The organism is Pseudomonas sp. Leaf48 (genome assembly GCF_001421885.1).
Lineage (GTDB): Bacteria > Pseudomonadota > Gammaproteobacteria > Pseudomonadales > Pseudomonadaceae > Aquipseudomonas.
In genome coordinates this window covers 582483-608313 of record NZ_LMLH01000028.1, presented here as the reverse complement: position 1 = coordinate 608313, position 25831 = coordinate 582483, and the positions used below count along the sequence as shown (strand labels likewise).

The following is a 25831-nucleotide window of genomic DNA, read 5'->3' as shown; positions in this document are numbered from 1 at the left end:
GGCCTTATCGCAATTAATTTGCTATCAGGCCTTTTTTATTGACCAGCAGATCATCTTGCACCCCCCACACACACGAGCATCAAGTTACAATCGCACAGTAGATTTAAAATACAAAATCCTTATATTTAAAACACAGACAAGACGTCTGCATAATTCCATAAAGGACTATACCCATGTATTTTGAAGACCAGCTTGAATTCATCGATTCGTTACCAGCACTACCAAAAACAGTAAAACCTCGAGCATTTTCCTCAGCACCTGACAGTCTGCCGATTGATCCATCCAAGGAAAGCGGCACTGTCGGCCCGGACATGATGAATATTTACGTGGCAGGAGTATCTGCTCAAAACCGCGATGACGTCGATAACTGTAAACTGCTGATGCAAAACGCCGCCTCACAGAAGTATGACATCAAAAAAGAACTGGAGCAGTGGTACGACTATTATGTACAGGGCCTGCGTACCCTCGGCTGGACATACAGCAAAATCAACAATCAGAACAAGGTAATACAAAGAACAGGCCTGACAATGGACGGTGTAGCCTTTGACATCCTTCAAAACCTGGTTGGCGCAAATGCACCACGCTTGGCGCAACTGGCCGGCAAAGCCGTGGAAGGCGTTAAAGGGGACGACGGGCTGATCAAAATCTATGAGCGAAATGCGCAAACAGGCTATGACGCCAACTTTGACATTTCTCCGGTCTGGCAAACCCGGGAAGGCTCTCCCATGATGATTCTCAGCTACATAAGTGTAGATGTAAAGGAAAGCTCCCGGGGTATTCTCTGGTGGAAATCGACCACTAAATCCACCGCCGTGAAATCAATGGCCACCCCCGTTTATCTCAACACTCAACTGTACGGCAGGGTCCGAAACAAGGTTCTTGAAAAGTTGGGGAACGCCGCTGACGAATTCCTTGACGGCATCCCAGGCTTCCAATAAAGCCCAGTTAAAAATGGCGCCGAGGTTTTTTATTACGACCTCAGCGCCAACCAAATCCAACTTCATTAGCGCAGAATCACATGAAACCATTATCACCCGACATCTATATAGTCGACGGGCACATAACCCTATTCCTCGGTCTACACCCAGAGCACTTCAAAGAAAATATTCTGCACGCATCCTTACTGGCAAGTTTAATAGCTAACGGGACCGCCGAGCGCTGGCTCTCTTCTTATACGACCTCGTTAGGAAGGCTGTTCTGGGAATCTGGGAAATTCAAAAATAGCCGCCGTCCAAAATCGCCATCCAGCGTGCTAAAAATTGCGACCAACGCTCTATCCGAAGAACTAAGCGAAAAACAGCTACAACAACTTAAAACTGCATTATCGATCGTCACGCAACTCCCCAGCGAGTCGCCCGCCAGCAATGCGTTCCTGAGCAGGATTCAAACAGAAAAACCACCTGCGCTCGAAGAGTTCCCTTCGTTCAACGTGAGTACTCTATTGACGGTTGTCTGCGAAAACAAAAAAATCGTTTCGCTTCAATTATCACTCGAAACCTCTAAAAAGGTAGACATAACCTTCCTTGAGCAACCGATCCGTGAAACGCTCATCCTCGGAGATATCGAAACGTCCTTGTGGAGCACTCGTTTGATGGAGGACAAGTACGCCTCAATTAGAAACCAGGTGTTCGCTAAACTCGGTAGCAAGGCGCGGACCCATTTGTTCCACGCCATTACTCCTGAAACTGAAACTGAAACTGAAACTGACTCCAGCGATTGACTCTGCATTGAAGAACCTGCGGCCCATTACTGCGCATAGGCGCCCCTTAAACATTCCTTGTGCGGACAGCCGCAGGCCTTCAACCCTTCACTGTTTTCGGTGCCTTTCCTTCCTTCATCTGCTCCAGCAACGGCGCACACTGATTCTGCTCTCCGCCGCTCGGCGCCACCAACGCCAGCAAGCCCGCCGCCGGTGCGGCAATCACACCCAGCGCAACCATTCCCGCACCACGCAAAATCAACGGCACTGCTTTGACCCCAGCATCGGGCTTGATGAACTTGCCCCGCACGTACAGCGGTGAACGCAACGAAATCAAACGCCAACCCTTGGATTCCGGAGTGATGGTCAAGTCCAACTGCTCGGTCGCCATATTCGCCGTGCCATCGATATAGATGATTGCGTTCTCGGTATCGAAGACAAACAGCTGCGTGGTCGCCAGACCGCTCTTGATGTCGAAATCGGCAGCCGCACAGTTGATCTTCACTTCCTTGTCGCCAAAGATCTTGCCAACCACGTAATTGCCAACATTCAGCCCCGCCAACTCCATCAGCTCTCGACTGATAGCGCCGTCGTTGATCAGCATTTTCAGCTTGCCGTTGGCGCTGCCCAGCAATTTCGCCACCGAGTTGCCGCGCCCGCTGATATCGGCATCGCCATTGAGCTCGCCGAAACTGGTTTTCATCGGCTCGAAGGTCGGGAACAACTGCTTGAGCTTGAACCCCCTGGCAGTGAGTTTTGCCTGGCCTTCCAGCGGATCGGTATGGCCGTTGAGACGAATCTGCGCATCCAGCTTGCCGCCGGCCACACCGAAGCGCAGCGGCTCCAGGCTGAGCACACCATCGGTGAGCACCAGGTGGGTGTAGAGGTCATTGAACGGCAGCTTTTCACTGTGGACGATACGCTTGCCGGTGAATTCGACATCCGCGTCCATATCACGCCAGCGCTCGGTCTTGAACTCTTCGACTGGCAGCACCTTGTCCGCCGGTTGCTTGCTATCACCGCCACGGGCTTGTTGCTTGGCATTGGAATCGGCTCCGATCAGCGGCGCCAGATCGGCAAACAACAATTGATTGGACAGTAGCGAGCCGCTGAGTTTCGGCCGTGGCTGACTGGCGACGTATTTCAGGCTGCCGTGGATGTCACTCCCGCCGATTTTGCCGTTGAACTCCTCATAGCGAAATACCGCGCCACCGGCCTCATGCAACCTGGCGATCAGGTGACCGTCGGTGGTGTAGGGGGACGTATCCGGCAGGATCACGCCGGTCAGCGGGTAAAGATTGCCCAGGCTGGTGCCCGCCAGTTTCAGGCGCAGGTCCAGGGCGCCGAGATTCAGCGGGTCCGTCAGGGTACCGACCAGCTCGACGCTGGTATCGGCGATCTTCACCTGCGCCTGCAGCGGAAACGGTCTGTTCGAGTCTTGCAAGGCCAACAAACCGCCGATCTTGCCCTGGCCCGTCAGCTTCTGGCCGTGATACTGGCCGTTGACCTTGAGGGCGAACGCATAATCCTGCGGCGCTGCCCCCTTCTCCAGGACCTTTTTTGCCGTTTTGTCGCCAACGATATCGCTGAACGGGATCGGCTTGCCCAAAGGATCGATGAGCACATCGAGTTGGCTTTTCAGATGCCGGTCATCAAGGGTGACATGGCCTTTGTCGAAGCCGATTGCACCTATATCGACTACCCAGTTCGACGGTTCGGCATTCGGGTCCTTGGGATCGAATTTGAACGTCCAGTTGGCACGCCCGTCGGCCAGGCGCTGCAGCTCGGCATTGGGTTCGGTGAGGTCGATACGCGGAATGACCACGCGTTGCGCGAGCAACGCCAAGGGCGAGATGCGCAGTTCGACGCGCTTGAGGGTGACCATCTGCGGCGCCTTCGACCAGTCCGGGGTACCCAGGCTCAAATCCTGCGCTACCACATGCGGCCAAGGCACCCAGGCGCGCCAGCCTCCTTCATCAGGTTCGCGCTGCCAGACCACCGCGAGGTTGCCGTTGATGGCAAACGCACGGTGCAGCTCCTCGGAGACTTTGGCATTGATATTCGGTTTGATCCGGTTCCAATCGAAGAACACGATGACCAGTACCAGAATTGCCAGCAGTGCAAAAAGGCTGGCGAAGGTCCAGGAAAGTACTTTACGGGTGCGCGTCATTGCACAGGACTCCTGATACGACTGGGCGCCATGACCGCGGCGCACCTATGAAACGGTGAGCCAGAAACGGCCCGCCATGCAATCTACGACTGGTAAAAGCTCCGCAGGTTTAACCGATATCGCGTAAATCTGCGAGTCAAATGCTGACCAATGAGTTCTTGCAGCGTCACCGAGCCCTTATTTTTGTGAGACACAGCCAGGTCGAAAACAGCCATTTCATGGCAAAGCCCGCGACCGGAACGCCTGACCTAGAGGCCCGCGGGCAAACAATCAATTCCGTTGATTATTACCATTGCGTTTATGAACTTTTATATCGAGTTATCGAGAGTAGCATTGCCCTCGTAGCCACTTTCAAGCCCTTACGAGGAGCACCCGATCATGAAACGCCAACTACTACTTAGCCTTACCCTCTCGATGCTGGCCAGCAGCGCTTTTGCCCTGCCCGCCGCCGACCAGGCCACTCCCCAGGTCAAAGACAGCCACTCGGTTTTCAGCCAAACGGTCGCCGCTGATGGTTCCGATCGCACCCCACAGGGCCAGACCCTTGCCGAAGGCGGTAATGATCGCCTGAAAGAAAAAGGCCTGATCACTCAGGACGGTTCCGACCGTACCCCGCAAGGCCAGACCCTCGCCGCCGATGGTTCGGACCGCACTCCACAAGGCCAGACCCTCGCCTCCGATGGCTCGGACCGCACTCCACAAGGCCAGACCCTTGCTGAAGGTGGTGGTGATCGCGTAATCGAACGCAACAGCACTCTGAGCTAAGCCCATGGTCGCTCAGAAAAAAAGCCCAATCACCGGATTGGGCTTTGATTTTTCAACACCGCCCTTCCCCGCGTGATCCCCCATAGTCGTTCGACGCCGGCAAAGCCGATTTGCTAGAGTGCGCCGCTCTCCCTTTGCAGAAAAACCTTGCGATGCTGCCCCGCGCCGAACAGAAACAACAGACCCGTAACGCCCTGATGGACGCCGCCCGGCGCTTGATGGACGGCGGCCGAGGATTCGGCAGCCTGAGCTTGCGCGAAGTGGCGAAAACCGCCGGCATAGTGCCCACCGGTTTCTATCGTCATTTCGCCGATATGGATGAGCTGGGCCTGGTGCTGGTAAGCGAAGTCGGCCAGACCTTTCGCGAAACCATCCGCCTGGTGCGGCACAATGAGTTCGTCATGGGCGGCATCATCGATGCTTCCGTGCGGATCTTCCTCGACGTGGTCAGCGCCAACCGTTCACAGTTCCTGTTTCTCGCTCGCGAGCAATACGGCGGCTCGGTGCCGGTGCGTCTGGCGATCGGCCGACTGCGCGAAGACATCAGTTCGGACCTGGCGGCTGATCTGTCGTTGATGCCGAAACTGCAACATCTGGGCATCGCTGACCTGAGCGTCATGGCCGATCTGATCGTAAAAAGCGTATTCGCCACCCTGCCGGACATCATCGACCCGCCTGCCGAAGCGTTGCCCGAACATCTGACGCCGCAAGCGAAGATCACCCAGCAGTTGCGCTTTATTTTTATTGGGCTCAAGCACTGGCAGGGACTCGGAAGCACCGAGTAATCCATAGGAAGATCGCAGCACGCCCCCTGCAAGAGCTACCGTACGCTGCGCTCTCTTAATGACGCCCCAAAGAAGGGCATCAGAAAAATCAACGCACCAACTTCAATCAAAAAAAATATCCCAACCGCACACGTCCTACATTTCCCACAGCCTTTTCCTACACTTCCCGCTATTGGCAAGCCCCTTGCTCTAGCCTGAGCATTGTCCATTGCTGGAAGTCATCCCATGCTGGTGATTCATCGCAGAATCGACCCTCAACCTGAGTGGGCCGCCGAGCTTCACTTGACGTTCGAGGCCCGAAGCAAAAGCCGTTTGCGCTGTTTCAGTGCCGAGGGCGAGGACGTCGGGTTGTTTCTGGAGCGCGGCCAGCCTCCCCTGTATGACGGCGAATACCTGCACGCCGAAGACGGTCGCATTGTCCGCGTCTGCGCACGTCCCGAGCAGCTGCTGCACGTCACCTGCGCCAACGCCTTTGAACTGACTCGCGCCGCCTATCATCTGGGTAACCGTCACGTGGCCCTGCAAGTCGGCGACGGCTGGTTGCGCCTCCTCGACGATTACGTCCTCAAGGCCATGCTCGAACAGCTGGGCGCACAGGTCGAACCGATCGAAGCACCGTTCCAGCCTGAACACGGCGCATACGGCGGCGGCCACCACCATTCGCGCCACGGCGACGAAGACTTCAACTACGCGCCGAAACTGCACCAGTTCGGTGTGCGCCTGTGAACCCGGCCTGGGCGCTCTTGCGCCTGGCCAGCCCGCAACTGCCGATTGGCGGCTACAGCTATTCTCAAGGCTTGGAAATGGCGGTGGATAACGGCCGCGTCAACGATCCCGACAGTGCCCGACGCTGGATCAGCGATCAGTTGCTGTTGAATCTGGCACGCTTTGAAGCGCCATTGCTGCTCGCCCATTGCGTGGCCGCCGTGGAGGAGAACTGGGGCGAGTTGCTGCACCGCTGCGAAGAGCATCGCGCCAGCCGGGAAACCCGTGAGCTGCATCAGGAAAGCCGGCAGATGGGCTATTCCCTTCAGCAACTGCTCAATGGCCTGCCGGAACTCGATGAGGCGGCCCGCAGGTTTCTCCAGCAGCGTCCCGAGCCACATCTGGCGCTTGGTTGGGCCCTGGCCGCTCGCGCCTGGCAGATCAGCCCGCAGGATGCGCTGGCCGCGTGGCTGTGGAGCTGGCTGGAAAACCAACTGGCGGTACTGATGAAAACCTTGCCCCTGGGCCAGCAAGCCGCACAGCGCCTGACCAGCGAACTGGTGCCGCTCCTTCAACAAGCTCAACACCACGCCACTCAAATCGATCCCGAGCATTACGGCAGCGCCCCTTTCGGCCTGTCCCTGGCGTGTATGGCCCATGAGCGCCAATACAGCCGTCTATTCCGTTCCTAGGGCCCTTACTTTGGAGAATCACATGAACGCACAACCCCTGCGCGTCGGTATCGGCGGTCCGGTCGGCTCCGGTAAAACCGCGTTGACCCTGGCCCTGTGCCTGGCCCTGCGCGAGCGCTACAACCTGGCCGTCGTCACCAACGACATCTACACCCGCGAAGACGCCGATTTCCTGGTGCGCAACGAGGCCCTGGCGCCGGAACGCATCATCGGTGTCGAAACCGGTGGCTGCCCGCACACGGCGATCCGAGAAGACGCCTCGATCAATCTCGAAGCGGTGGATCAACTGAACCGGCGTTTTCCGGGGCTGGACCTGATTCTGGTGGAGTCCGGTGGCGACAACCTCTCCGCCACATTCAGCCCGGAACTGTCCGACCTGACCATCTACGTTATCGACGTGTCCGCCGGCGACAAACTGCCACGCAAGGGCGGGCCGGGAATCTGTAAATCCGATCTGCTGGTGATCAACAAGATCGACCTCGCGCCGCTGGTGGGTGCTTCGCTGTCGTTGATGGACAGCGACACAACACGCATGCGCAACGGCAAGCCCTTCGTGTTCAGCAACCAGAAAACCGGCCAGGGCCTGGAAGAGATCATCGCCTTCATCGAACGCCAGGGCCTGCTGACGGCTGCCTGATAACGACTTTTCAACAAGGAAGCTTATCCATGACACTCAAACGCATCCTCGCCGCGACGGCCCTGCTGTTGACCCCGGCCCTCGCCTTCGCCCACCCGGGGCACGGCGACAACGGCTTGATCGCCGGCATCAGCCACCCGATCGGCGGCCTCGACCACTTGTTGGCAATGCTGGCGGTCGGCCTGTGGGCGGCGCAGCAGCAAGGCATCGCGCGTTGGGCCCTGCCGTGTACCTTTGTTGGCACCCTGTTGATCGGCGGGCTGCTGGGCTTTGCCGGGATCAACCTGCCGGCGCTGGAAAACGGGATTGCCGCTTCAGTGCTGGCCCTGGGCCTGGCAGTGGCATTGGCGGTGCGTCCGCCATTGGCCATGGCGGTTGGCGCGACAGCGTTGTTTGCGCTGTTCCATGGCGTGGCGCACGGTCTGGAGTTGCCGGAAATGACCAGTCCCTGGACCTATGCCGCAGGATTTGTAGCCGCGACGGCGGTGTTGCACGCCGGCGGATATGCGCTGGTGCGGGTACTGCCGCAGGCCGCCGCACCACTGGTGAGACTGGCCGGTGCTGCTTCGGCCGCGACCGGGGCATGGCTGCTGGCAGGCTGAGTCCCTGTTGCCTGAACCGGCCTCTTCGCGGGCAAGGCCGCTCCCACAATTTACAGGGTGTCCACACTATTAAGATTCGGCGCAAATCCTGTGGGAGCGGGCTTGCCCGCGATGACGGCCTGACAGACACCGCATCTCTGCGGTCAGCCTCTCTGCTACCATGTCGCGCAATTAACCCTGCCGTGACGACGCCAGCCAATGCCGCATGTTTCCCGCTCCGCCTCCCAGCCTGAACTGACCGCCCTGTTCGCTTCAGTGCAACAGCATTTCCTGGACGTCATTGTGCCGCTCTGGCAAGGCCCGGGCTGGAACGCCGACATGGCGCTGCCTTACGAGGCACTGGACGCCGAGCAGCATGCGCTGCCCCCACAGCGTTACCGGGCCATGGCCTGTGCGCGGCAGCTGTTTGTGTTTGCCAGCCTGATCGGCCAGGTGCCGGCCGCCGAAGAGCGCGCAGCGGCGCTGTTCCGTTCCCTGCAGCGGCATTTCCACGATGCCGAGCACGGCGGCTGGTTCTACAGCGTCGACGCACAGGGCGCGCCGCTGGACCAGCGCAAAGACCTGTACACCCACGCCTTCATCCTGTTCGCCTGCGCCCATTACTGGGACAAGGTCCGCGAGCCGTTAGTGGAGTCGGTGCTCAACGCCGCCCTGGAAGTGGTGTCGCAACGTTTCGCCACGGGCGACGGCCTGTACGAAGCCACGCTCGAGCGCGATTGGTCTTGCCTTGATAGCGGCCCCCTGCAAAACCCGCTGATGCACCTGGCGGAAGCCTTCCTCGCCACGCTATCGGTTCGCGAAGACCTCGCCGTACAACAGGCGCTTGTCGAGTTATGCACAGCCATGCAAAAGCGCTTTATTGATCCACAACACGGTGTGCTGATGGAAAAGCCGCTCGATGCTGTGGATAACTGGTTCGAGCCGGGCCACCAGTTCGAGTGGTATTTCCTGTTGGAGTCCAGCGAGCTGCTGCGTGGCTCGAAGTTGCATGACTCGCTGGAACGCGCGTTCACCTTTACCGAGCAACTGGGCGTCGAGCAACAGACCGGAGCCGTGCGGGCCATGCTGGACCTCGGGCCGGATGGCGGCTCCCGGGACGCTACGCAACGCATCTGGGCACAGGCCGAGTACCTGCGCGCCTTGACGCTACGCCCGCACAGCGAAGCCGTGGTGCTGCGTCAATTGCAGGCATTAAAGCAGCACTCGCTGCACGCGCACGGTTGGTATGAATGCCGGGATGAACATGGTGAAGTGAGCCGTCGCGACATGCCATCGACCACGCCTTATCACCTGGCGACTTGTTACCGCGGGTTGGCCGATTACCTTGCCTGACCTGCGAAAGATCGCAGCCTCCGGCAGAGCTGGCGCAGGCTGCGATCTGGCTATACGTGCTACTCAATCCACTTGCGGTCGCCAGTGAAGCTGATGGTCAACCATCTCGCCGCATCCGCCTTGCCGAGTTTCGCGGAAATGTCCTCCCGTAACCGGTCCAGGTCCCCAACGCCATCGATCGGGTAATCCCCCGGCAGCACCACGTGAATCTCGATAAAACACGCCCGTCCGTGTTTCTGCACGTAGGAAATGTAATCATCGAACCCGTGCTCGAGCTTGGCCGCTTCCATCACCTGACGCACCTTGTCGTCCAGTTGATCCGGGACGATACCCAGCACTTCGCGCAAAGCCGGACCAAGGATTTTGAAAGCCGGGGGAAGCATGCCCAAGGCCAGCAGAATCAGAATCAGCGGGTCGACATACACCGCCCATTCGTCGTACCCCTGAACTTTGAGCAGCAACGCGATGAGGAAACTCACCAGCAGGCCCGCCGACAGCATTGCGTCCACAAGCCAACTGATGTTGTCGAACTGGATCAGTGATGATTTGAGTGTGCGATTGCGATGGCGGACGTAGAAGAAATAAATGAGTTCAACGACCGTAAACACCGCCGCATAAAAGATCACCAGCCCGAGCTCGACCTCCCGGCCGCCGCTGATGATGCCGAACACACCGTTGAGAAAGGCGTAAACGGCCACCAGGAATATGAAACTGCCTTCGATCACCAGCACCATGGGCTCCAGGTGCCAGGAGCCGAACTGGAAGCGCTGATTGCTTTCCTTGGCGATCAGCCGCGCGGTGATCAGCATCAGCACCTTGATGAAGGCTGCGATTAACGAAAAGAAGCCATCGAACAGGATGGATTGAGCGCCCGAAACAAAACCGGTGATGATCCCGGCGACTGTCACGGCGAGCATCAGAAAGGTTGATTGTTTGAGCAGCGACTGCTCGCCTCGATTACTCACTTGAGCTCCTCTAATACCTCTAGACCGCCGTGTACGGCGGGTTACTTGAGGGAGGAGTCTAGCTGATGTCTTGTACTGCCTGTTCCGGCCCCTTCGCGGGCAAGCCCGCGAATGGCCGTTACTCGGTCTTAAGCCTTGCGCTCAATCGCGAAGCCAGCCCAGGTCTGGCTGACCGGCATCAGCTCCAGGCTGTTGATGTTGATGTGTGCCGGAGCATTGAGGACCCAGAAGACGGTCTCGGCAATGTCTTGCGGCTGGATGGGTTCGGCTCCGGCATAGGTCGCGTTGTAGCGTTCCTGGTCGCCGGCAAACCGCACCAGCGAGAACTCGCTCTCGCACAGGCCCGGTTCGATGTTGCTGACGCGCACACCGGTGCCTTGCAGGTCGCAACGCAGATTCAGGGAGAACTGTTTGACGAATGCCTTGGTCGCACCGTAGACGTGGCTGCCCGGGTACGGATAGTTACCGGCGATGGAGCCAAGGTTGATGATGCCGGCACCGCGACCGTGGGCGATCAGGCGAGGCAGCAGCAAACGGGTGCTGTACATCAGGCCTTTGACGTTGGTATCGACCATGGTGTCCCAATCGTCCAGGTCGCACTTGGGCGCTGGATCAACACCCAAGGCCAACCCTGCGTTGTTGATCAGCCCACGCAATTTGGCGAAGGACGGCGGCAGGTTGGCGATCGCCTCTTCCATGGCCTTGCGGTCGCGCACATCGAGCACCAGGCCATGGACCTCGGTCTGCTTCGACAACTCGGCGCACAGCGCATTCAGGCGCTCCTCACGACGACCTGTCAGCACCAGCTTCCAGCCGGCCTCGGCAAAACGACGGGCACAGGCTTCACCAAAACCGGAAGTCGCGCCGGTAATAAACAGGGTGTTGGACATCGTGTTCTCCTTGCGTCGGCTGATCGCCAGCCATTGGAATAGAAAATCAGCAGGCAGCATGCCGCGCCGCGCTCATACCGGCAACACGTTCCCGGCGGGCCGACACTGTACAAAAAACAGCCAATCCATTGCGCGCCATACGGTACGGGGCTTTGCGCCATGTGCACGCACGTTATCCACAGGCCGGTCCACAGTCTTTGGGGGCAAGTGGAAAAGCTGCAAGCCGCTATCCACAAGGCTTTGCGCGGTGATTTGAAACTTTTTTGCTTGACCCTCGATAGTCTGCGGTGTAGTCCATGGCATTTTGCACGATCGACCGGGCAAACGGGCGATGGCGCCAAGCCAGTAACCACGGCCTTCAGCGAAGTCTTTCCAGAGTTTAATCACAGACTTATCCACAGGCTTATCCACGCCATTTTGACGCGGTTTCATCATCAACAAAAAGGTTGACAAAGCAGGCTTTAGGCTACGTAAAAACGCCTGATCAAAAAACAACCACACCCACGCAAGCCACGGATTCAGAGGCCTTCAGCCAGCTACTCCCACGTTATTCACAGCCAGTTCCACAGCAAACGGGGACAAGTCCAAACCGTGTCAAAACAACTATTTACAGCGGCTTTATGTCGCGCTTTCGGAGCTTGGAAAATTTGTTTTCCACAATTTCCTGAATGCCTGCAAAAAACCTGTGGGAGCGAGCGTGCTCGCGATTGCGCAGTGTCAGTCACCTCGATGCTGACTGTACCGCCGCAATCGCGGGCAGGCTCGCTCCCACAAGGGATGACCGCCGTTTCGGGGATGTAAAAAAGCCCCGGCGATTGCTCGTCGGGGCTTGGTTACTTCAGCGTGGAATCAGTGCCCACCAAGATACGCGTTACGCACATCCTCGTTGACCAGCAGCTCCTTGCCGGTACCCGTCATGCGGATTTCTCCGTTGACCATCACATACGCACGATCCGACAGTCTGAGCGCGTGGTTGGCGTTCTGCTCCACCAGGAAGATGGTCATGCCGGTCTTGGCCAGTTCGCGCAGGGTCGCAAAAATCTGCTTCACCACGATTGGCGCCAGCCCCAGGCTCGGCTCGTCCAGCAGCAACAACTTGGGTCGGCTCATCAGCGCACGGGCGATGGCGAGCATTTGCTGCTCGCCGCCGGACATGGTCATCGCTCGCTGGGTTCGCCGCTCCTCGAGCCGTGGGAACAGCTCGAACATGCGTTGCATGTCTTCCTTGGCGTACTTGTCGCCAATCGGAATGGTGCCCATCAGCAGGTTTTCCTCGACGGTCATGTCGGGGAACACCCGCCGCCCTTCCGGCGACTGCGCGATGCCGTTGGAGGCGATGTAGTGCGACGACTTGTGGGTAATGTCCACGCCCTGATAGAGAATCTTCCCGTTCGCCGCGCGCGGCTGACCGAAGATCGACATCAGCAGTGTCGACTTGCCGGCGCCGTTGGAACCGATGAGGCTGACGGTTTCTCCTTCGTTGATGTGCAGCGAAACTTTCTTCAGGGCCTGGATCGGCCCGTAAAACACGTCCAGTTCCTGGAGTTCGAGGATGGGCTGGGTCATACCACCTCCTCTTCATCGGCGCCCAGGTAGGCTGCAATCACTTTCGGGTCGTTGCGGATATCATCGGGGCCGCCCTCGGCGATGACGATGCCGTGGTCCAGCACCACGATGTGGTCGGAAATACTCATAACCATGCCCATGTCGTGTTCGATCAGCACCACGGTCAGATCGTGCTCGTCGCGCAGCAGCCGGATCATCGCGCTCAGCGCTTCGGTTTCCTGAGGGTTGAGGCCAGCGGCCGGTTCGTCGAGGCAGATGATCTGCGGACGGGTGCACATGGCCCGGGCGATTTCCAGGCGGCGCTGTTGGCCGTAGGACAATTCACCCGCCAGGCGGTTGGCGCAGTCCACCAGGTCCACCACTTCCAGCCAGTAGAAGGCGTGGTCCAGCGCATCGCTTTCGGCCTTGCGGTAGCCCTTGGTGTTGAGGATACCGGCCAGCATGTTGCGGTTGACCCACATATGCTGGGCCACCAGCAGGTTTTCCAGTACCGACATTTCCTTGAACAGGCGAATGTTCTGGAAGGTCCGCGCCAGCCCGGCCCGGTTCACCAGGTGGGTGCCGCCGAACATCTTGTAGCGCAACCGGGTGATGAAGTTTTTGGGCGAGACGAAATCGGTCGGCTTGAACGATTCGCCCAGCAACTGGATGACGTTGGTCTGCTGCCCGCGCACGTTCAGTTCGATCTTGCCGCCGGAGGCCTTGTAGAACCCGGTCAGGCAGTTGAACACGGTGGTCTTGCCGGCGCCGTTGGGGCCGATCAGGGCGAAGATAGAGTTGCGCTTGACCTGCAGGCTCACATCATTCAACGCCTTGATGCCGCCGAAGTGCATCATCAGCTTCTCGACAGAGAGTACGACTTCGCTCATGGCGCTACTCCTTTACGCGGGGTCACACCCGTGCGGCTGATCCGAATCAGGCCGCGTGGTCGCCAGATCATCATCAACACCATCAGGATGCCGAACAGCAGGACGCGGTATTCGGCGAAGCCTCGCAGCAACTCCGGGGCGACGGTCAACACAAAGGCTGCAATCACTACGCCGATGGTCGAGCCCATGCCGCCGAGTACCACGATGGCGAGGATCAGGGCCGATTCAAAGAAGGTGAACGAGGTCGGGTTGACGAAGCCCTGGTAGGTGGCGAAGAACACACCCGCCAGACCGGCCGTCGATGCACCGATGGTGAACGCCGAGAGCTTGACCAGCACGTGGTTCAGCCCCATGGAGCGGCAAGCGATCTCGTCTTCACGCAGCGCTTCCCAGGCACGACCGACCGGCATCTTCACCAGACGATGCTTGATGTACAACACAGCCAACACGACCAGGAACAACACCGCGTAGATGAAGTAGTACTTCACGTCCGGGTTGTAGGCGATACCGAAGAACTCATGGAACGGTACGCCACCATCCTTCGCCCGCTTGCCGAACTCCAGGCCGAAGAAAGTCGGCAGTGGTGCAGGCATGCCGTTCGGGCCGCCGGTCAGGGACAGCCAGTTGTTAAGAATCAGGCGAATGATTTCACCGAAGCCCAGGGTCACGATCGCCAGGTAGTCACCGTGCAAGCGCAGCACCGGGAAACCCAGGATGCAACCGGCCAGCCCGGCTGTGATTGCCGCCAGTGGCAACACCGTCCAGAAACCCAGGCCCAGATACTGATAACCGAGTGCCAGGCCATAGGCGCCGATGGCGTAGAACGCCACGTAACCCAGGTCAAGCAGGCCGGCCAGGCCGACCACAATGTTGAGCCCCAGGCCCAGCAGCACGTAGATCAACCCGAGAATGACCACGCCCAGCAGGTAGGAGTTGGAGAAAAATGGAAACACCACGGCGATGACGATCACCAGCGGGATGATCCAGCGCAACCGCGACTTGTAGTCTGGCGCCAGAACATGGACCCCGGAACCGGTGGACTCAAAACCTTCGAGAATTTTCAGACCCTTCGGGGTTTGCAGGAACATGCTCAGGGCGAATCGACCCGCCATGACTATGGCGACAATCCAGGCCACCCGGGTGGTTTCCAGGTTAAAGCCGTAGCCATCGAGTACGACGCCGACAATCGGCCCGAACACAATCAGGGCAATGAGGCCGGCAAGAATCGCGTCAACCAGACTTTTTTTGATATCAATGGTTTTTTTAGTGGTTGAAGACATCGTTTACACCTTCGACACAAGAGGACGGCCGAGCAGGCCTTGGGGCCGAAAGACCAGAACGAGAACCAGCAGCGAGAAGCTGAAAACGTCTTTGTAGTCCGAGTTCACAAGACCGGAAAACAGCGACTCGGAAATCCCGAGGATAATCCCGCCGAGCATGGCGCCAGGCAGCGAACCAATCCCGCCGAGTACCGCGGCGGTGAACGCCTTGATCCCGATGATGAAGCCGGCGTAAAAGTCGAATGTGCCGTAGTTCATGGTGATCAGTACGCCGGCCAGGGCCGCCATCGCTGCACCGATGATAAACACGTAGGAAATCACCCTGTCGGTGTTGATCCCCAGGATCGAAGCCATCTTGCGGTCTTGCTGGGTTGCACGGCACATGCGGCCGAGCTTGGTGTACTTGATGATGTAGGTCAGCGCGGCCATGCCGACAAACGCGGCGACCAGAATGAAAACCTTGGTGTAGGTCAACTGCACAAAACCTGTACCGACCTCGACACGCCAGGCTCCCGTGAGCAACGTTGGAACACCTTGTTGCTTGGCGCCCTGGGCGATTTGCGCATAGTTTTGCAAGATCAGCGAGATACCGATGGCGCTGATCAGCGGTGCCAGTCGAGTGGAGTTACGCAGGGGTTTGTAGGCGACACGCTCGATGACCCAGCCATACACCGCCGTGACGACGATGGTGAAGATCAGGGTGCCGAGCATCAGCAGCGGGAAGGATTCAATACCGAAGTATGCCAGCAGAGCCAGACTGATTGCCGCGAGGTAAGCGGAAATCATGTAAACCTCGCCGTGGGCGAAGTTGATCATGCCGATGATGCCGTAGACCATTGTGTAGCCGATGGCTATCAGGCCATAGACCGACCCGAGGGTCAGGCCGTTGACCAGTTGCTGCAGGAAAATACCATCCATAACGCAATCTCACGCAATGAGAACCTGCACACCTGTGGGTGTGCGGCTCTTCTAAGAAAAATACAGATGTACGTCGGAGCGATGTTAGACACGATCAGGCAAGCCACCACCGCCCCCCTGTAGGAGCGAGCATGCTCGCGAAGAACCTGAGGACAACGCGTTTAACCAGCAAGCACGCGTTATCGTTGACGTTTTTCGCGAGCATGCTCGCTCCTGCAGGGGAGCAGCGCGGCTCAACTGATCAGGTAAGCCCTTACTTCTGTTTTTCCAGCTGGTGGTATTTGCCGTCCTTGTCCCACTGGTAAACCACGTAGTCGGACACTTTCAGGTCGCCCTTGCCGTCCCAGGTCTTCTCGCCCATGACGGTTTTGACCGGGTTTTTCTTCAGCCATGCAGCCGCTTCTTCGCCCTTGTTGGACTTGGCGCCGTTGAAGGCCGCAGCCAGGGTCTGTACCGAAGCGTAGGCGTACAGGGTGTAGCCTTCAGGCTCGGTACCGGCCTTGCGGAAGGCGTCTACCACAGCCTTGCTGTCTGGCAGCAGGCGAGGGTCGGCACCGAAAGTCATCAGCACGCCGTCAACGAATTGCGGACCGCCAGCGGTGGTCACCAGTTCGTCGGTCACGATGCCGTCGTCGGACATGAACTTGACGTCTTTCAGCCCTTGTTCACGCAGTTGACGCACCAGAGGACCGGCTTCCGGGTGCAGGCCACCGAAGTAGACGACGTCAGCGCCGGCACCGCGAATCTTGGTGACAATGGTGCTGAAGTCTTTCTCGCCACGGGTCAGGCCTTCATACAGCACAGGCTTCACACCACGCTTCTCAAGCTGAGCCTTGGTGGCATCCGCCAGGCCTTGGCCGTAGGTGTCCTTGTCGTGCAGCACGACAACCTTCTTGCCCTTGAGCACGTCGACGATGTAGTCGCCGGCAACGATGCCTTGCTGGTCGTCACGCCCACACATACGGAACATGGCGCTCAGGCCGCGCTCGGTAACAGCCGGGTTGGTGGAGCCTGGAGTGATTGCGATGATGCCCGCTTCGTCATAGATCTCGGAGGCCGGGATGGTCGACGAGGAGCAGAAGTGACCGACCACGCCGGCGACTTTCTGGTTGGTCAGGTCCTTGGCGACCGTCACAGCCTGTTTCGGTTCGCAGGCGTCATCGCCCTTGACCAGTACGATTTTTTCCCCGTTTACGCCGCCCGCTGCGTTGACCGCATCGGCCGCAGCCTGTGCACCCTTCATGTACTGCTCGCCGAATGCCGCGTTGGCGCCAGTCATTGGTCCCGCTACGCCGATCTTGATGTCAGCCTGAGCAAACGCAGAAACACCCAACGCAGCTGCCACTGCGAGGGCCAGAAAACCTTTCTTGTAAAACGTCTGGGACATGAGGTGGTGCTCCATGGTTTTTTTAATTGGCACTGCGACTTCTCTGACTGCTCAGAGCAAGGGCCGTGCCATCGGTTTTTTATTCTGAAAAAAGTCGCTGCTTTATTATTATTTCGACTGTCTCGAGCCCATTTTCATTGGGCGTGCAACCGTCTAAACCGCGGAAGGTAAAACCTAAGTTTTTTTGAGGCGCAACCCACGCGCGCCATCATTGCAACCGCGACACCAAACGACGTGCAACCAGCCTGTAACATCGTGCGTCACCGAAGTGCACACTGCTGGTGCGGGACTGCTACAACCCGCACCACTACAGGCTAGCTGCAGATCGAAAAAGCGCCGCTTTCTGCTATCGATATCAACAATCAAATCACGATCCGCAGGCACTGGCCTGCGTGATACAGCGAGAAACCCGCCTCGTACAGACAACTACGCAATCCGACTCCCGCCAAGGGTTGCATGGGGGCGAAGGGTATCGGCAAGGATTGAGGATTTCCGTTACACAAGTAATCGGCAAAGGCTTTGCCGACCACTGTACCCGTTGTTACACCCCGGCCGTTGTAACCGGTCACTGCCACCAGGCCGGGCGCCGGTTCGAACAGGCGCATCAGATGATCGGGGGTGAAGGCGATGCAACCAGTCCAGGTGCATTCCCATTCCACCGGCTTGAGGTACGGGAAGTAGTGTTGCTGAACCCGATCGGCCCAGGCCTTGAGAAACCAGGCCGGCTTTTGATTGCCGTTGCCGAGACTGCCAAGCAGCAGGCGCCCGTCTTTGTCTCGACGGATACTGCTCAGGACCTGGCGGGTATCCCAGGACCCTTGGCCACCAGGCAAGATTTGCTGCGCAGCGTCTTCAGTCAACGGCACCGACGCCACTTGATAGTAATAACCGGGGAAGAAATTGCGCCGCAATTCGGTCCAGTCGCCTTCGGTGTAAGCGTTTGAAGCAATGACCACTTGCTCGGCCAGTACCGAACCCTGGGCGGTTTGCACCGACCAGCGCTGCCCCTGGCGTTCGAGCCGGGTGACCGGGGAATGATCGAACAGCTGTCCACCAAGGCCGATGGCCGCTTTGGCCAGGCCGGTGGTGTAGGCCATCGGATTGAGGGTGCCGGCACGGCGATCGAGCAACGCAGCGGCGATCTTTTTAGTGCCGGTGGCTTGCTCGCAGGCTTGACCGGTGAGCAATTCCACCGGCGCCCCACGGCGCTTCCATTGTTCTTCGCGACTGCGCAAGTCCGCTTCGCCACGGGCGTTGTGCGCCATGTGCAGCGTGCCTTCGCGGCGCAACTGGCAATCGATGTTGTACTTGTCCACAAGGCTGAACACCAGGGATGGAGCCGCACCGAGCATGCGATTGAGCTGGCTGCCAACCTCTTCGCCAAACCCGGCTTCGATCTCGTCCGGTGGAATCCACATGCCGGCGTTGACCAACCCGACATTGCGCCCGGAACCGCCGTGGCCAGCGCGATGGGCTTCCAGCACACAGACAGTTTTGCCTTGTTCCAGCAGATGTACCGCCGCCGACAAACCGGTGAAGCCGGCGCCGATGACGCATACATCGACTTTTACTTCCCCCTTGAGCGCCGAGTTGTCGGGCCTTTGCGGCGTCAGTTTTTCCCACAGACATTCTTCGCGTAACGGCATTGCCAGACTCCAACAGAAACCTAACCACCCACACAAATCAGTGTGGGAGCGGGCTTGCTCGCGAAAGCGGTATGCCAGTCACCATTAATATCGCTGACAGATTGCATTCGCGAGCAAGCCCGCTCCCACAGGGAATCTTGTTCGACTTGAGACTCAGTCGAACGTGATCCCTTGAGCCAACGGCAACTCCAGCGAATAGTTCACGGTGTTGGTCTGCCGGCGCATGTAGCCGCGCCATGCATCGGAACCGGATTCACGGCCGCCACCGGTTTCTTTCTCCCCGCCAAACGCGCCGCCGATTTCTGCGCCGCTCGGGCCGATGTTGACGTTGGCGATGCCGCAATCGCTGCCCACCGCGGACATGAACTGTTCCGCCTCACGCACGTCGGTGGTGAAGATGCAGGACGACAGACCTTGTGGCACCGCGTTGTTCAAACGCAGGGCTTCCTGGAAATCGCTGTAGCCGACCACGTAAAGAATCGGTGCGAAGGTCTCGTGGCAGACCACATCGCTCTGCTCCGGCATTTCGACGATGGCCGGCGAAACGTAATAGGCATTCGGGAACTGCTCTTCCAGCTGGCGCTTGCCGCCGAACACCTTGCCGCCTTCGCTCAGGGCCTGCTCCAGAGCATCCTGCATATTTTCGAAGCTGTTTTTGTCGATCAGCGGGCCGATCAGGTTGCCTTCCAGTGGGTGACCGATGCGCACTTTGGAATAGGCGGCTTTCAGACGGGTGACGATTTCTTCCTTGACCGATTCGTGGGCAATCAAACGACGCAACGTGGTGCAACGCTGACCGGCTGTGCCGACGGCGCTGAACAGAATGGCGCGAACGGCCATGTCCAGGTCGGCGCTTGGGCCGAGAATCATCGCGTTGTTGCCGCCCAGTTCCAGAATGCTGCGGGCGAAGCGCGCGGCGATTTTCGGTGCCACTTCGCGGCCCATGCGAGTGCTGCCGGTGGCGCTGACCAGCGCAACACGCGGATCATCGACCAGAGCTTCACCGGCATCGCGACCGCCAATAATTACCTGGCTCAGGTGCGCAGGTGCGTCGCTGAAATTCTTCAGCACGCGATCGAACAGAGCCTGGCAAGCCAGCGCGGTCAGTGGGGTTTTCTCTGACGGCTTCCAGATCACCGGGTTGCCGCAGACCAGCGCCAGCGTGGCGTTCCAGGCCCAGACCGCGACCGGGAAGTTGAAAGCGCTGATCACGCCGACGACGCCCAGCGGATGCCAGGTTTCACGCATGTGGTGGCCAGGACGCTCGGAGGCGATGGTCAGACCGTACAGCTGGCGGGACAGACCGACGGCGAAGTCGCAGATGTCGATCATTTCCTGAACTTCACCCAGACCTTCCTGGGTGATCTTGCCGGCTTCCCAGGACACCAACTCGCCGAGGTCAGCCTTGTATTCACGCAGGATATCGCCCAGTTGCCGCACCAGTTCGCCACGGCGTGGTGCCGGCACCTTGCGCCACAACTCGAACGCATGATCTGCGCGACTGATGTGCTGCTCGACTTCGGCAGCGCCTTCCCAGTTCACGGCGGCGATGCGACTGCCGTCGATGGGGGAATGAACCGGCACTTTGCCGTTCTGGTAAAGGGCCGGGTTCACACCTAGACGATCAAGCAATGCGGCAACCATGGGTCACTCCTCAAGCAAAAGACAGAATGCGTGCAGCCGATGGATCGCGGCTGATCAGACCTGTAGTTTTAGCCTCCCGCAGGTTACTCAACAAACGACCTTTAAGAGAGATATCATTCCGTTTATTCATGCTGCGCATTGTTGGCAATAAGAAATAAGCACAAAGGACCACCCATGCTGAACAAACGCTATTTGCCATCGATCACTGCGCTGCAGTGTTTCGAAGCCGTGACCCGGCATTTGAGCTTCACCCGGGCCGCCGAAGAGCTGAATTTGACCCAAAGCGCCGTGAGCAAACAGGTCGCGCAACTCGAAGAGTTGTTGCAGCACCTGCTGTTTCGCCGGGTTCGCCGACGCCTGCAAATGACGCCCGCCGGCGATCTGTACCTGGTGGAAGTACGAAAAATCCTGACTCAGGTAGAGATGTCGACCCACTACTTGCGTTCCTACGGCGGTGAAACCGAAGTCCTGCGTGTCTCGACGCCCTCGACCTTCGGCGCGCGCTGGCTGGTGCCGCGCCTCAAGGGCTGGCGCCTGCGCCACCCGTCAATCCATCTGGACCTGTGCAATGAGCAGGAAGCCGACGACCTGCTGCAAGGTCGCAGTGACCTGGCGTTCTACTTCGGCCAAGGCGCACGGCCCGGCACTGAGTGCCTGAAACTGTTCGGTGAAGAGCTTGTGCCTGTCTGCGCCCCCGACAGCCTGCCCGCCAAGCCGTTAACCGACCCGACGCAACTTGCCGATCTGGTCCTGTTGCAAAACGCCTCACGGCCCCAAGCCTGGCATGACTGGTTCGACAGTCAGGGCTACCACACCGAACACAGCTACCACGGCCCGCGTTTCGAAACCTTTTACATGTGCATTCGCGCCGCCCAGGTCGGTTGTGGCGTGGCGCTGTTGCCGCGTTTTCTGGTGGAAGAGGAACTGGCTGACGGCAAGCTGGTCATTGCCTGGCAGCATGCAATGCCCAGCAGCGACGCTTACTACCTGGCCTATCCGGAACATTCGGCGGAAGTGCCCAAGGTGCGGGTATTTGTGAAGTGGATGCTGGAGCAGATTGATAGCCCGGACATTTCACAAATTTAAAGGTGTACCCAACCCCTGTGGGAGCGGGCTTGCTCGCGAAGGCGGTGTGTCATTGACATCCATGTTGAATGACACTCCGCCTTCGCGAGCAAGCCCGCTCCCACAGGGGATCTGCTGCGGTCTGGAAATTGCTGGCAATTCTGGCCATTGATATGCGCCACTACGCCCATTCGTTGAAACAGCTGAACCGTCGCGACCACAGGCCGCGACCCGCCTGGAGACCCCCGTTATGAGCGAGAGTGTGTTTGCCGATCGCATCGTGCAGAACCTGCTCGACACCGACTTCTACAAACTGACGATGATGCAGGCGGTGCTGCACAACTACCCGAACGTGGAAGTCGAATGGGAGTTTCGTTGTCGTAATGGCGAGGATCTGCGCCCGTACCTGGCGGAAATCCGTTTCCAGATCGAGCGCTTGGCCGAGTTGAGCCTGAGTGCCGACCAGTTGAGTTTCCTGGAGCGCATCAGCTTCCTGAAACCGGATTTCCTGCGCTTTCTCGGGCTGTTCCGTTTCAATCTGCGCTACATCCACACGGGAATTGAAAACGGCGAGCTGTTCATCCGCCTGCGCGGTCCCTGGTTGCACGTGATTCTGTTCGAAGTGCCGCTTCTGGCGCTGATCAGCGAAGTGCGCAACCGCTATCGCTACCGGGAAGTCGTCCTGGAACAGGCGCGCGAGCAGCTCTACAGCAAATTCGACTGGCTGAGTGCCAACGCCGGCAGCGACGAATTGTCCGAATTGCAGGTAGCCGATTTCGGCACCCGTCGGCGTTTTTCGTACCGCGTGCAGGAAGAAGTGGTGAACGTGCTCAAGCATGATTTCCCCGGACGCTTCGTCGGCACCAGCAATGTGCACCTGTCCCGGGAGCTGGGCATGAAACCGTTGGGCACCATGGCCCACGAGTGGATCATGGCCCATCAGCAACTCGGCCCACGGCTGATCGACAGCCAGATTGCCGCTCTCGACTGCTGGGTCCGCGAGTACCGTGGCCTGCTCGGCATCGCCCTGACTGACTGCATCACCATGGATGCGTTCCTTGGCGATTTCGATCTGTTTTTTGCCAAGCTGTTCGACGGCCTGCGTCATGACTCCGGTGACCCGATCCTGTGGGCGGAGAAAGCCATTACCCACTATCACCAGCTCGGCATCGACCCGATGAGCAAGACGCTGACCTTCTCCGACAGCCTGACCCTGCCCCGGTGCCTGGAGATATTCCGGGCGCTGCGCGGGCGGATCAATGTCAGTTTCGGCATCGGTACCAACCTGACGTGCGACATTCCCGGTGTCGAACCGACGAGCATCGTGCTTAAAATGACCGCCTGCAACGGCCAGCCGGTGGCGAAGATCTCCGACGAGCCAGGCAAGACTCACTGTAAAGACCCGAATTTCGTCGCCTATCTGCGACACGTGTTCCAGGTTCCTGCCCCATCCAGTCTATCTAGCAAGGAGTGAATTCATGCAAGCCGTACAGCGTGAGATTGCTGAACAGCTCAATGTCCAGCCGCCGTTCGCCGACGAGGCCGCGCTTGAAGCCGAAGTGGCCCGGCGCGTTACTTTCATTCAGGATTGCCTGCTCAATTCCGGACTGAAAACCCTGGTGCTGGGCATCAGTGGTGGCGTCGACTCGCTCACCGCCGGCCTGCTGGCACAGCGCGCCATCCGCGAACTGCGCCAGCGCAGCGGTGACGCCGCCTACAAATTCATCGCCGTACGCCTGCCGTACGAAACCCAGTTCGATGAACACGACGCGCAGGCGTCCGTGGACTTCATCAAACCGGACGAGCGCCACACCGTGAACATCGGCCCGGCGGTCAAATCCCTGGCCAATGAAGTGGCGGCGTTTGAAGGCAAGCATGCGGTATCGGTGGACTTCGTGCTCGGCAACACCAAGGCGCGGATGCGCATGGTCGCCCAATACACCATCGCCGGTGCGGCTCACGGCCTGGTGATCGGAACTGACCACGCGGCTGAAGCGGTGATGGGCTTCTTCACCAAATTCGGTGACGGCGCCTGTGACCTGGCCCCCCTCAGCGGCCTGGTGAAAAACCAGGTGCGTGCCATTGCTCGCAGCTTCGGCGCACCGGAGTCGCTGGTGGAGAAAATCCCGACGGCCGACCTTGAAGACCTGTCCCCAGGCAAACCTGACGAAGCGTCCCATGGCGTGACCTATGCCGAGATCGACGCGTTTCTGCATGGTGAACCGGTGCGCGAGGAAGCGTTCAAGATCATTTGTGATACGTACAACAAGACTCATCACAAGCGGGTAATGCCGTTTGCGCCTTGATTTGTGAGTGGTATGAAAAAGCCCGCTGAAGCGTTGATCTTCAGCGGGCTTTTCTTTGGTCGGAGCCTGTGTGGATGCTACCGGCCTCTTCGCGAGCAAGCCCGCTCCCACAGTGATTTGTATTGATCACAACCCCTGTGGGAGCGTCGCCCCGCGATGAGCGATAACGCGATATTCCGACTTACTTGAGGGTCACAGTGCCTTTCATCATCGAGATGTGGCCCGGGAACGAGCAGAAGAAGCCGTATTTTTCAGCCGCATCCAGCTTCGACACGTCGAAGGTCACCGAGTCGGTTTCCTTGGCGCCGATGATCTTGGTGTGAGCGATGACGCGCGCGTCGCCTTCTTTCAGATAGCTCTTGTCGATACCGGCGGCCAGGCCGTCAGTGGCGATCGGCTGCATGTCGGCTTCTTTACTCAGCACCCAGTTATGACCCATGACGTTTTTCGGCAAGCTGCCGGAGTGAGTCAGTTCAACGGTGAACGTCTTGCAGCTCTTGTCGATTTCGATGGCCTTGGTGTTGAAGGACATTTGATCGGTGGAGTCAATGGTGGTCTTGCACTCGGCAGCCATCAGTTGGCTGCTCGCCAGTGTCAACAGGGATACCGCAACAAGTTTGGCAAACATGGTGAATCTCCAAGGCAGGGTTATCGAAAACGCGAATGCACAGAAGACTGCCTGAAATCTTCGCAAGTTCCTATGATTTGAATCAAAAATTGTATACAACTTTTGAGCTATTAGCCCGATGCAGACAATCTACCGGCCAAGCGTCTGGTCCGGCCCTATCATCAGGGCGTCATCTCTGAACCGGAGTACCGCTCATGTCCATCAACAGCTTGTTGTGCAGCTTGCTCGCCGCCTACGCCTGCGGCGCCAGTGGTACCCATCAAACGCCTGAACGGGAAGTTTAGCCCTTGGAGCGTCGCGCGCCTGCCTTTACTCTGTGCCCCTGATCGACCCAGGAGCAAGGCATGTCTTTAACATCCGTTTGTGTATTTTGCGGCGCCAGCACCGGCACCAACCCGGCTTACCGTGAAGCCGCCGTGGCCCTTGGTCAGGCCCTGGCTGCACGCAACCTGACCCTGGTCTACGGCGGAGGCGCCGTGGGCCTGATGGGCATCGTCGCTGATGCGGCGCTGGCGGCTGGCGGTGAAGTAATCGGCATCATCCCGCAAAGCCTGATGGACAAGGAAATCGGCCACAAAGGCCTGACCCGCCTGGAAGTGGTCGATGGCATGCATGCGCGCAAGGCGCGGATGGCCGAACTCAGCGATGCCTTTATCGCTCTGCCAGGTGGGCTGGGCACTCTGGAAGAGCTGTTCGAGGTCTGGACCTGGGGCCAGCTTGGCTACCACGGCAAGCCGCTGGGGCTGCTGGAAGTGAACGGTTTCTACAGCAAACTGACGTCTTTTCTCGATCATATCGTCGGCGAAGGCTTCGTTCGCGAACCGCACCGTGACATGCTGCAAGTGAGCGAATCGCCGCAATCGCTGCTTGATGAACTGGATGCCTGGCAGCCGACAGTGGTGCCAAAGTGGATCGAGCAAAAACCCAGCTAACGGCTGGGCATCGATACAGGGCAGAATATGCGCCGCTCAACCTCACCTTCGACCCAAGAGGATCGCCCATGGCTAAACCTAATTATTCCTTCGCCAAACGTCAGAGAGACTTGGCCAAGGAGCAGAAGAAAGAGGAAAAGCTTCAGCGCAAGAAAGCTTCAGCTGAAGAAACCGCACTGAACCCTGAGGGTGAAGTGGCGGCAGAAGACGATGTTGATGCACCGAAAGATCAGGCGCCCGACGCCTGAGAACCTCCGGGCCGGATGACCTGATCAATCTGCGTCCAGGCTTGGCAGCTTTGTGGCGAGGGGGCTTGCCCCCGTTGGGGCGCGAAGCGCCCCCCCATAT

At 58.6% G+C, this 25831-nt stretch carries 26 protein-coding genes; 14 read left to right on the top strand and 12 right to left on the bottom strand.

Annotation, left to right across the window (positions count from 1 at the left end; all coding sequences use genetic code 11):
* Nucleotides 1–173: 173 nt before the first annotated feature.
* On the top strand, nt 174–938 hold the full coding sequence (locus ASE98_RS18570; RefSeq protein WP_060542779.1) for a hypothetical protein: 765 nt from the start codon (nt 174–176) through the stop codon (nt 936–938).
* Nucleotides 939–1018: 80 nt separating this feature from the next.
* Nucleotides 1019–1720 (top strand): hypothetical protein, encoded by a 702-nt coding sequence (locus tag ASE98_RS18565; RefSeq protein ID WP_060542778.1) that lies wholly within the window; start codon nt 1019–1021, stop codon nt 1718–1720.
* Nucleotides 1721–1799: 79 nt separating this feature from the next.
* Here the strand turns inward: ASE98_RS18565 and ASE98_RS18560 are convergent, their stop codons facing one another.
* The gene (locus ASE98_RS18560) at nt 1800–3869 is read right to left on the bottom strand and encodes an AsmA family protein (RefSeq protein ID WP_060542777.1); all 2070 of its coding nucleotides are present in this window, start codon (nt 3867–3869) and stop codon (nt 1800–1802) included.
* 378 nt (nt 3870–4247) lie between these two features.
* Between ASE98_RS18560 and ASE98_RS18555 the strand changes: the two genes are divergently transcribed.
* From ASE98_RS18555 to ASE98_RS18525, 7 genes are all read left to right on the top strand, one after another.
* Entirely contained in the window at nt 4248–4634 is a 387-nt protein-coding gene (locus ASE98_RS18555; RefSeq protein ID WP_060542776.1) for a hypothetical protein, read from the top strand.
* A 152-nt stretch (nt 4635–4786) separates the two neighbouring features.
* Nucleotides 4787–5419, top strand: a complete 633-nt coding sequence (locus ASE98_RS18550; RefSeq protein ID WP_060542775.1) for a TetR family transcriptional regulator — start codon at nt 4787–4789, stop codon at nt 5417–5419.
* Between the two features lie 225 nt (nt 5420–5644).
* Complete coding sequence (gene ureE, locus ASE98_RS18545; protein ID WP_060542774.1) at nt 5645–6145, top strand: urease accessory protein UreE; 501 nt, start codon at nt 5645–5647, stop codon at nt 6143–6145.
* Nucleotides 6142–6816: an urease accessory protein UreF gene (locus ASE98_RS18540; RefSeq protein WP_060542773.1), complete on the top strand. Its 675-nt coding sequence runs from the start codon at nt 6142–6144 to the stop codon at nt 6814–6816. Before ureE ends, ASE98_RS18540 begins: the two co-directional genes overlap by 4 nt.
* A gap of 22 nt (nt 6817–6838) precedes the next feature.
* On the top strand, nt 6839–7453 hold the full coding sequence (gene ureG / locus ASE98_RS18535) for an urease accessory protein UreG (protein WP_060542772.1): 615 nt from the start codon (nt 6839–6841) through the stop codon (nt 7451–7453).
* Nucleotides 7454–7482: 29 nt separating this feature from the next.
* The gene (locus tag ASE98_RS18530) at nt 7483–8055 is read left to right on the top strand and encodes a HupE/UreJ family protein (protein ID WP_060542771.1); all 573 of its coding nucleotides are present in this window, start codon (nt 7483–7485) and stop codon (nt 8053–8055) included.
* Nucleotides 8056–8253: 198 nt separating this feature from the next.
* On the top strand, nt 8254–9387 hold the full coding sequence (locus tag ASE98_RS18525) for an AGE family epimerase/isomerase (RefSeq protein WP_060542770.1): 1134 nt from the start codon (nt 8254–8256) through the stop codon (nt 9385–9387).
* A 59-nt stretch (nt 9388–9446) separates the two neighbouring features.
* Here the strand turns inward: ASE98_RS18525 and ASE98_RS18520 are convergent, their stop codons facing one another.
* The 10 genes from ASE98_RS18520 to amaB form a co-directional block, all read right to left on the bottom strand.
* The gene (locus ASE98_RS18520; protein ID WP_060542769.1) at nt 9447–10352 is read right to left on the bottom strand and encodes a cation diffusion facilitator family transporter; all 906 of its coding nucleotides are present in this window, start codon (nt 10350–10352) and stop codon (nt 9447–9449) included.
* Nucleotides 10353–10480: 128 nt separating this feature from the next.
* Entirely contained in the window at nt 10481–11242 is a 762-nt protein-coding gene (locus tag ASE98_RS18515) for an SDR family oxidoreductase (protein WP_060542768.1), read from the bottom strand.
* 72 nt (nt 11243–11314) lie between these two features.
* Entirely contained in the window at nt 11315–11743 is a 429-nt protein-coding gene (locus ASE98_RS27310) for a hypothetical protein (protein ID WP_236707809.1), read from the bottom strand.
* A 348-nt stretch (nt 11744–12091) separates the two neighbouring features.
* The gene (locus ASE98_RS18505) at nt 12092–12808 is read right to left on the bottom strand and encodes an ABC transporter ATP-binding protein (protein ID WP_060542767.1); all 717 of its coding nucleotides are present in this window, start codon (nt 12806–12808) and stop codon (nt 12092–12094) included.
* A complete protein-coding gene (locus ASE98_RS18500) occupies nt 12805–13677 on the bottom strand; it encodes an ABC transporter ATP-binding protein (protein ID WP_060542766.1) in 873 nt (290 codons plus the stop codon). Before ASE98_RS18500 ends, ASE98_RS18505 begins: the two co-directional genes overlap by 4 nt.
* Nucleotides 13674–14957 (bottom strand): high-affinity branched-chain amino acid ABC transporter permease LivM, encoded by a 1284-nt coding sequence (gene livM / locus ASE98_RS18495; protein ID WP_060542765.1) that lies wholly within the window; start codon nt 14955–14957, stop codon nt 13674–13676. Before livM ends, ASE98_RS18500 begins: the two co-directional genes overlap by 4 nt.
* A 3-nt stretch (nt 14958–14960) precedes the next feature.
* Nucleotides 14961–15875, bottom strand: a complete 915-nt coding sequence (locus tag ASE98_RS18490; RefSeq protein ID WP_046819754.1) for an ABC transporter permease subunit — start codon at nt 15873–15875, stop codon at nt 14961–14963.
* 253 nt (nt 15876–16128) lie between these two features.
* A complete protein-coding gene (locus ASE98_RS18485; protein ID WP_060542764.1) occupies nt 16129–17262 on the bottom strand; it encodes a branched-chain amino acid ABC transporter substrate-binding protein in 1134 nt (377 codons plus the stop codon).
* Between the two features lie 362 nt (nt 17263–17624).
* Nucleotides 17625–18908 carry an L-pipecolate oxidase gene (gene amaA / locus ASE98_RS18480; RefSeq protein WP_060542763.1) on the bottom strand — a complete coding sequence of 428 codons (1284 nt, stop codon included), beginning with the start codon at nt 18906–18908 and terminating at the stop codon, nt 17625–17627.
* Nucleotides 18909–19061: 153 nt separating this feature from the next.
* Entirely contained in the window at nt 19062–20552 is a 1491-nt protein-coding gene (gene amaB, locus ASE98_RS18475; protein WP_060542762.1) for an L-piperidine-6-carboxylate dehydrogenase, read from the bottom strand.
* Nucleotides 20553–20726: 174 nt separating this feature from the next.
* Here amaB and ASE98_RS18470 point away from each other — a divergent pair, with 174 nt between their 5' ends.
* The 3 genes from ASE98_RS18470 to nadE all read left to right on the top strand — a co-directional run bounded on the left by ASE98_RS18470 (nt 20727) and on the right by nadE (nt 23923).
* The gene (locus ASE98_RS18470; RefSeq protein WP_060542761.1) at nt 20727–21638 is read left to right on the top strand and encodes a LysR family transcriptional regulator; all 912 of its coding nucleotides are present in this window, start codon (nt 20727–20729) and stop codon (nt 21636–21638) included.
* 229 nt (nt 21639–21867) lie between these two features.
* On the top strand, nt 21868–23091 hold the full coding sequence (gene pncB, locus ASE98_RS18465) for a nicotinate phosphoribosyltransferase (RefSeq protein ID WP_060542760.1): 1224 nt from the start codon (nt 21868–21870) through the stop codon (nt 23089–23091).
* A gap of 4 nt (nt 23092–23095) precedes the next feature.
* On the top strand, nt 23096–23923 hold the full coding sequence (nadE, locus tag ASE98_RS18460; RefSeq protein WP_060542759.1) for an ammonia-dependent NAD(+) synthetase: 828 nt from the start codon (nt 23096–23098) through the stop codon (nt 23921–23923).
* 181 nt (nt 23924–24104) lie between these two features.
* Here the strand turns inward: nadE and azu are convergent, their stop codons facing one another.
* A complete protein-coding gene (gene azu, locus ASE98_RS18455; protein ID WP_060542758.1) occupies nt 24105–24551 on the bottom strand; it encodes an azurin in 447 nt (148 codons plus the stop codon).
* Between the two features lie 344 nt (nt 24552–24895).
* Between azu and ASE98_RS18450 the strand changes: the two genes are divergently transcribed.
* Together ASE98_RS18450 and ASE98_RS18445 are read left to right on the top strand one after the other, a co-directional pair.
* Nucleotides 24896–25483 (top strand): TIGR00730 family Rossman fold protein, encoded by a 588-nt coding sequence (locus ASE98_RS18450; RefSeq protein WP_060542757.1) that lies wholly within the window; start codon nt 24896–24898, stop codon nt 25481–25483.
* 68 nt (nt 25484–25551) lie between these two features.
* Nucleotides 25552–25731 (top strand): hypothetical protein, encoded by a 180-nt coding sequence (locus tag ASE98_RS18445; RefSeq protein ID WP_060542756.1) that lies wholly within the window; start codon nt 25552–25554, stop codon nt 25729–25731.
* The last annotated feature ends 100 nt before the right edge of the window (nt 25732–25831 follow it).

What these genes read in the sequence shown, in the direction of transcription:
- azu (WP_060542758.1), bottom strand. Translation starts at nt 24,551, where the DNA reads ATGTTTGCCAAACTTGTTGCGGTATCCCTGTTGACACTGGCGAGCAGC.
- ASE98_RS18485 (WP_060542764.1), bottom strand. Translation starts at nt 17,262, where the DNA reads ATGTCCCAGACGTTTTACAAGAAAGGTTTTCTGGCCCTCGCAGTGGCA.
- ASE98_RS18555 (WP_060542776.1), top strand. Translation starts at nt 4,248, where the DNA reads ATGAAACGCCAACTACTACTTAGCCTTACCCTCTCGATGCTGGCCAGC.
- livM (WP_060542765.1), bottom strand. Translation starts at nt 14,957, where the DNA reads ATGTCTTCAACCACTAAAAAAACCATTGATATCAAAAAAAGTCTGGTT.
- ASE98_RS18565 (WP_060542778.1), top strand. Translation starts at nt 1,019, where the DNA reads ATGAAACCATTATCACCCGACATCTATATAGTCGACGGGCACATAACC.
- ASE98_RS18490 (WP_046819754.1), bottom strand. Translation starts at nt 15,875, where the DNA reads ATGGATGGTATTTTCCTGCAGCAACTGGTCAACGGCCTGACCCTCGGG.
- ASE98_RS18570 (WP_060542779.1), top strand. Translation starts at nt 174, where the DNA reads ATGTATTTTGAAGACCAGCTTGAATTCATCGATTCGTTACCAGCACTA.
- ASE98_RS18515 (WP_060542768.1), bottom strand. Translation starts at nt 11,242, where the DNA reads ATGTCCAACACCCTGTTTATTACCGGCGCGACTTCCGGTTTTGGTGAA.
- ASE98_RS18550 (WP_060542775.1), top strand. Translation starts at nt 4,787, where the DNA reads ATGCTGCCCCGCGCCGAACAGAAACAACAGACCCGTAACGCCCTGATG.
- ureE (WP_060542774.1), top strand. Translation starts at nt 5,645, where the DNA reads ATGCTGGTGATTCATCGCAGAATCGACCCTCAACCTGAGTGGGCCGCC.
- amaB (WP_060542762.1), bottom strand. Translation starts at nt 20,552, where the DNA reads ATGGTTGCCGCATTGCTTGATCGTCTAGGTGTGAACCCGGCCCTTTAC.
- pncB (WP_060542760.1), top strand. Translation starts at nt 21,868, where the DNA reads ATGAGCGAGAGTGTGTTTGCCGATCGCATCGTGCAGAACCTGCTCGAC.
- ASE98_RS18450 (WP_060542757.1), top strand. Translation starts at nt 24,896, where the DNA reads ATGTCTTTAACATCCGTTTGTGTATTTTGCGGCGCCAGCACCGGCACC.
- nadE (WP_060542759.1), top strand. Translation starts at nt 23,096, where the DNA reads ATGCAAGCCGTACAGCGTGAGATTGCTGAACAGCTCAATGTCCAGCCG.
- ASE98_RS18530 (WP_060542771.1), top strand. Translation starts at nt 7,483, where the DNA reads ATGACACTCAAACGCATCCTCGCCGCGACGGCCCTGCTGTTGACCCCG.
- ASE98_RS18445 (WP_060542756.1), top strand. Translation starts at nt 25,552, where the DNA reads ATGGCTAAACCTAATTATTCCTTCGCCAAACGTCAGAGAGACTTGGCC.
- ASE98_RS18560 (WP_060542777.1), bottom strand. Translation starts at nt 3,869, where the DNA reads ATGACGCGCACCCGTAAAGTACTTTCCTGGACCTTCGCCAGCCTTTTT.
- ASE98_RS18470 (WP_060542761.1), top strand. Translation starts at nt 20,727, where the DNA reads ATGCTGAACAAACGCTATTTGCCATCGATCACTGCGCTGCAGTGTTTC.
- ureG (WP_060542772.1), top strand. Translation starts at nt 6,839, where the DNA reads ATGAACGCACAACCCCTGCGCGTCGGTATCGGCGGTCCGGTCGGCTCC.
- amaA (WP_060542763.1), bottom strand. Translation starts at nt 18,908, where the DNA reads ATGCCGTTACGCGAAGAATGTCTGTGGGAAAAACTGACGCCGCAAAGG.
- ASE98_RS18525 (WP_060542770.1), top strand. Translation starts at nt 8,254, where the DNA reads ATGCCGCATGTTTCCCGCTCCGCCTCCCAGCCTGAACTGACCGCCCTG.
- ASE98_RS18500 (WP_060542766.1), bottom strand. Translation starts at nt 13,677, where the DNA reads ATGAGCGAAGTCGTACTCTCTGTCGAGAAGCTGATGATGCACTTCGGC.
- ASE98_RS18505 (WP_060542767.1), bottom strand. Translation starts at nt 12,808, where the DNA reads ATGACCCAGCCCATCCTCGAACTCCAGGAACTGGACGTGTTTTACGGG.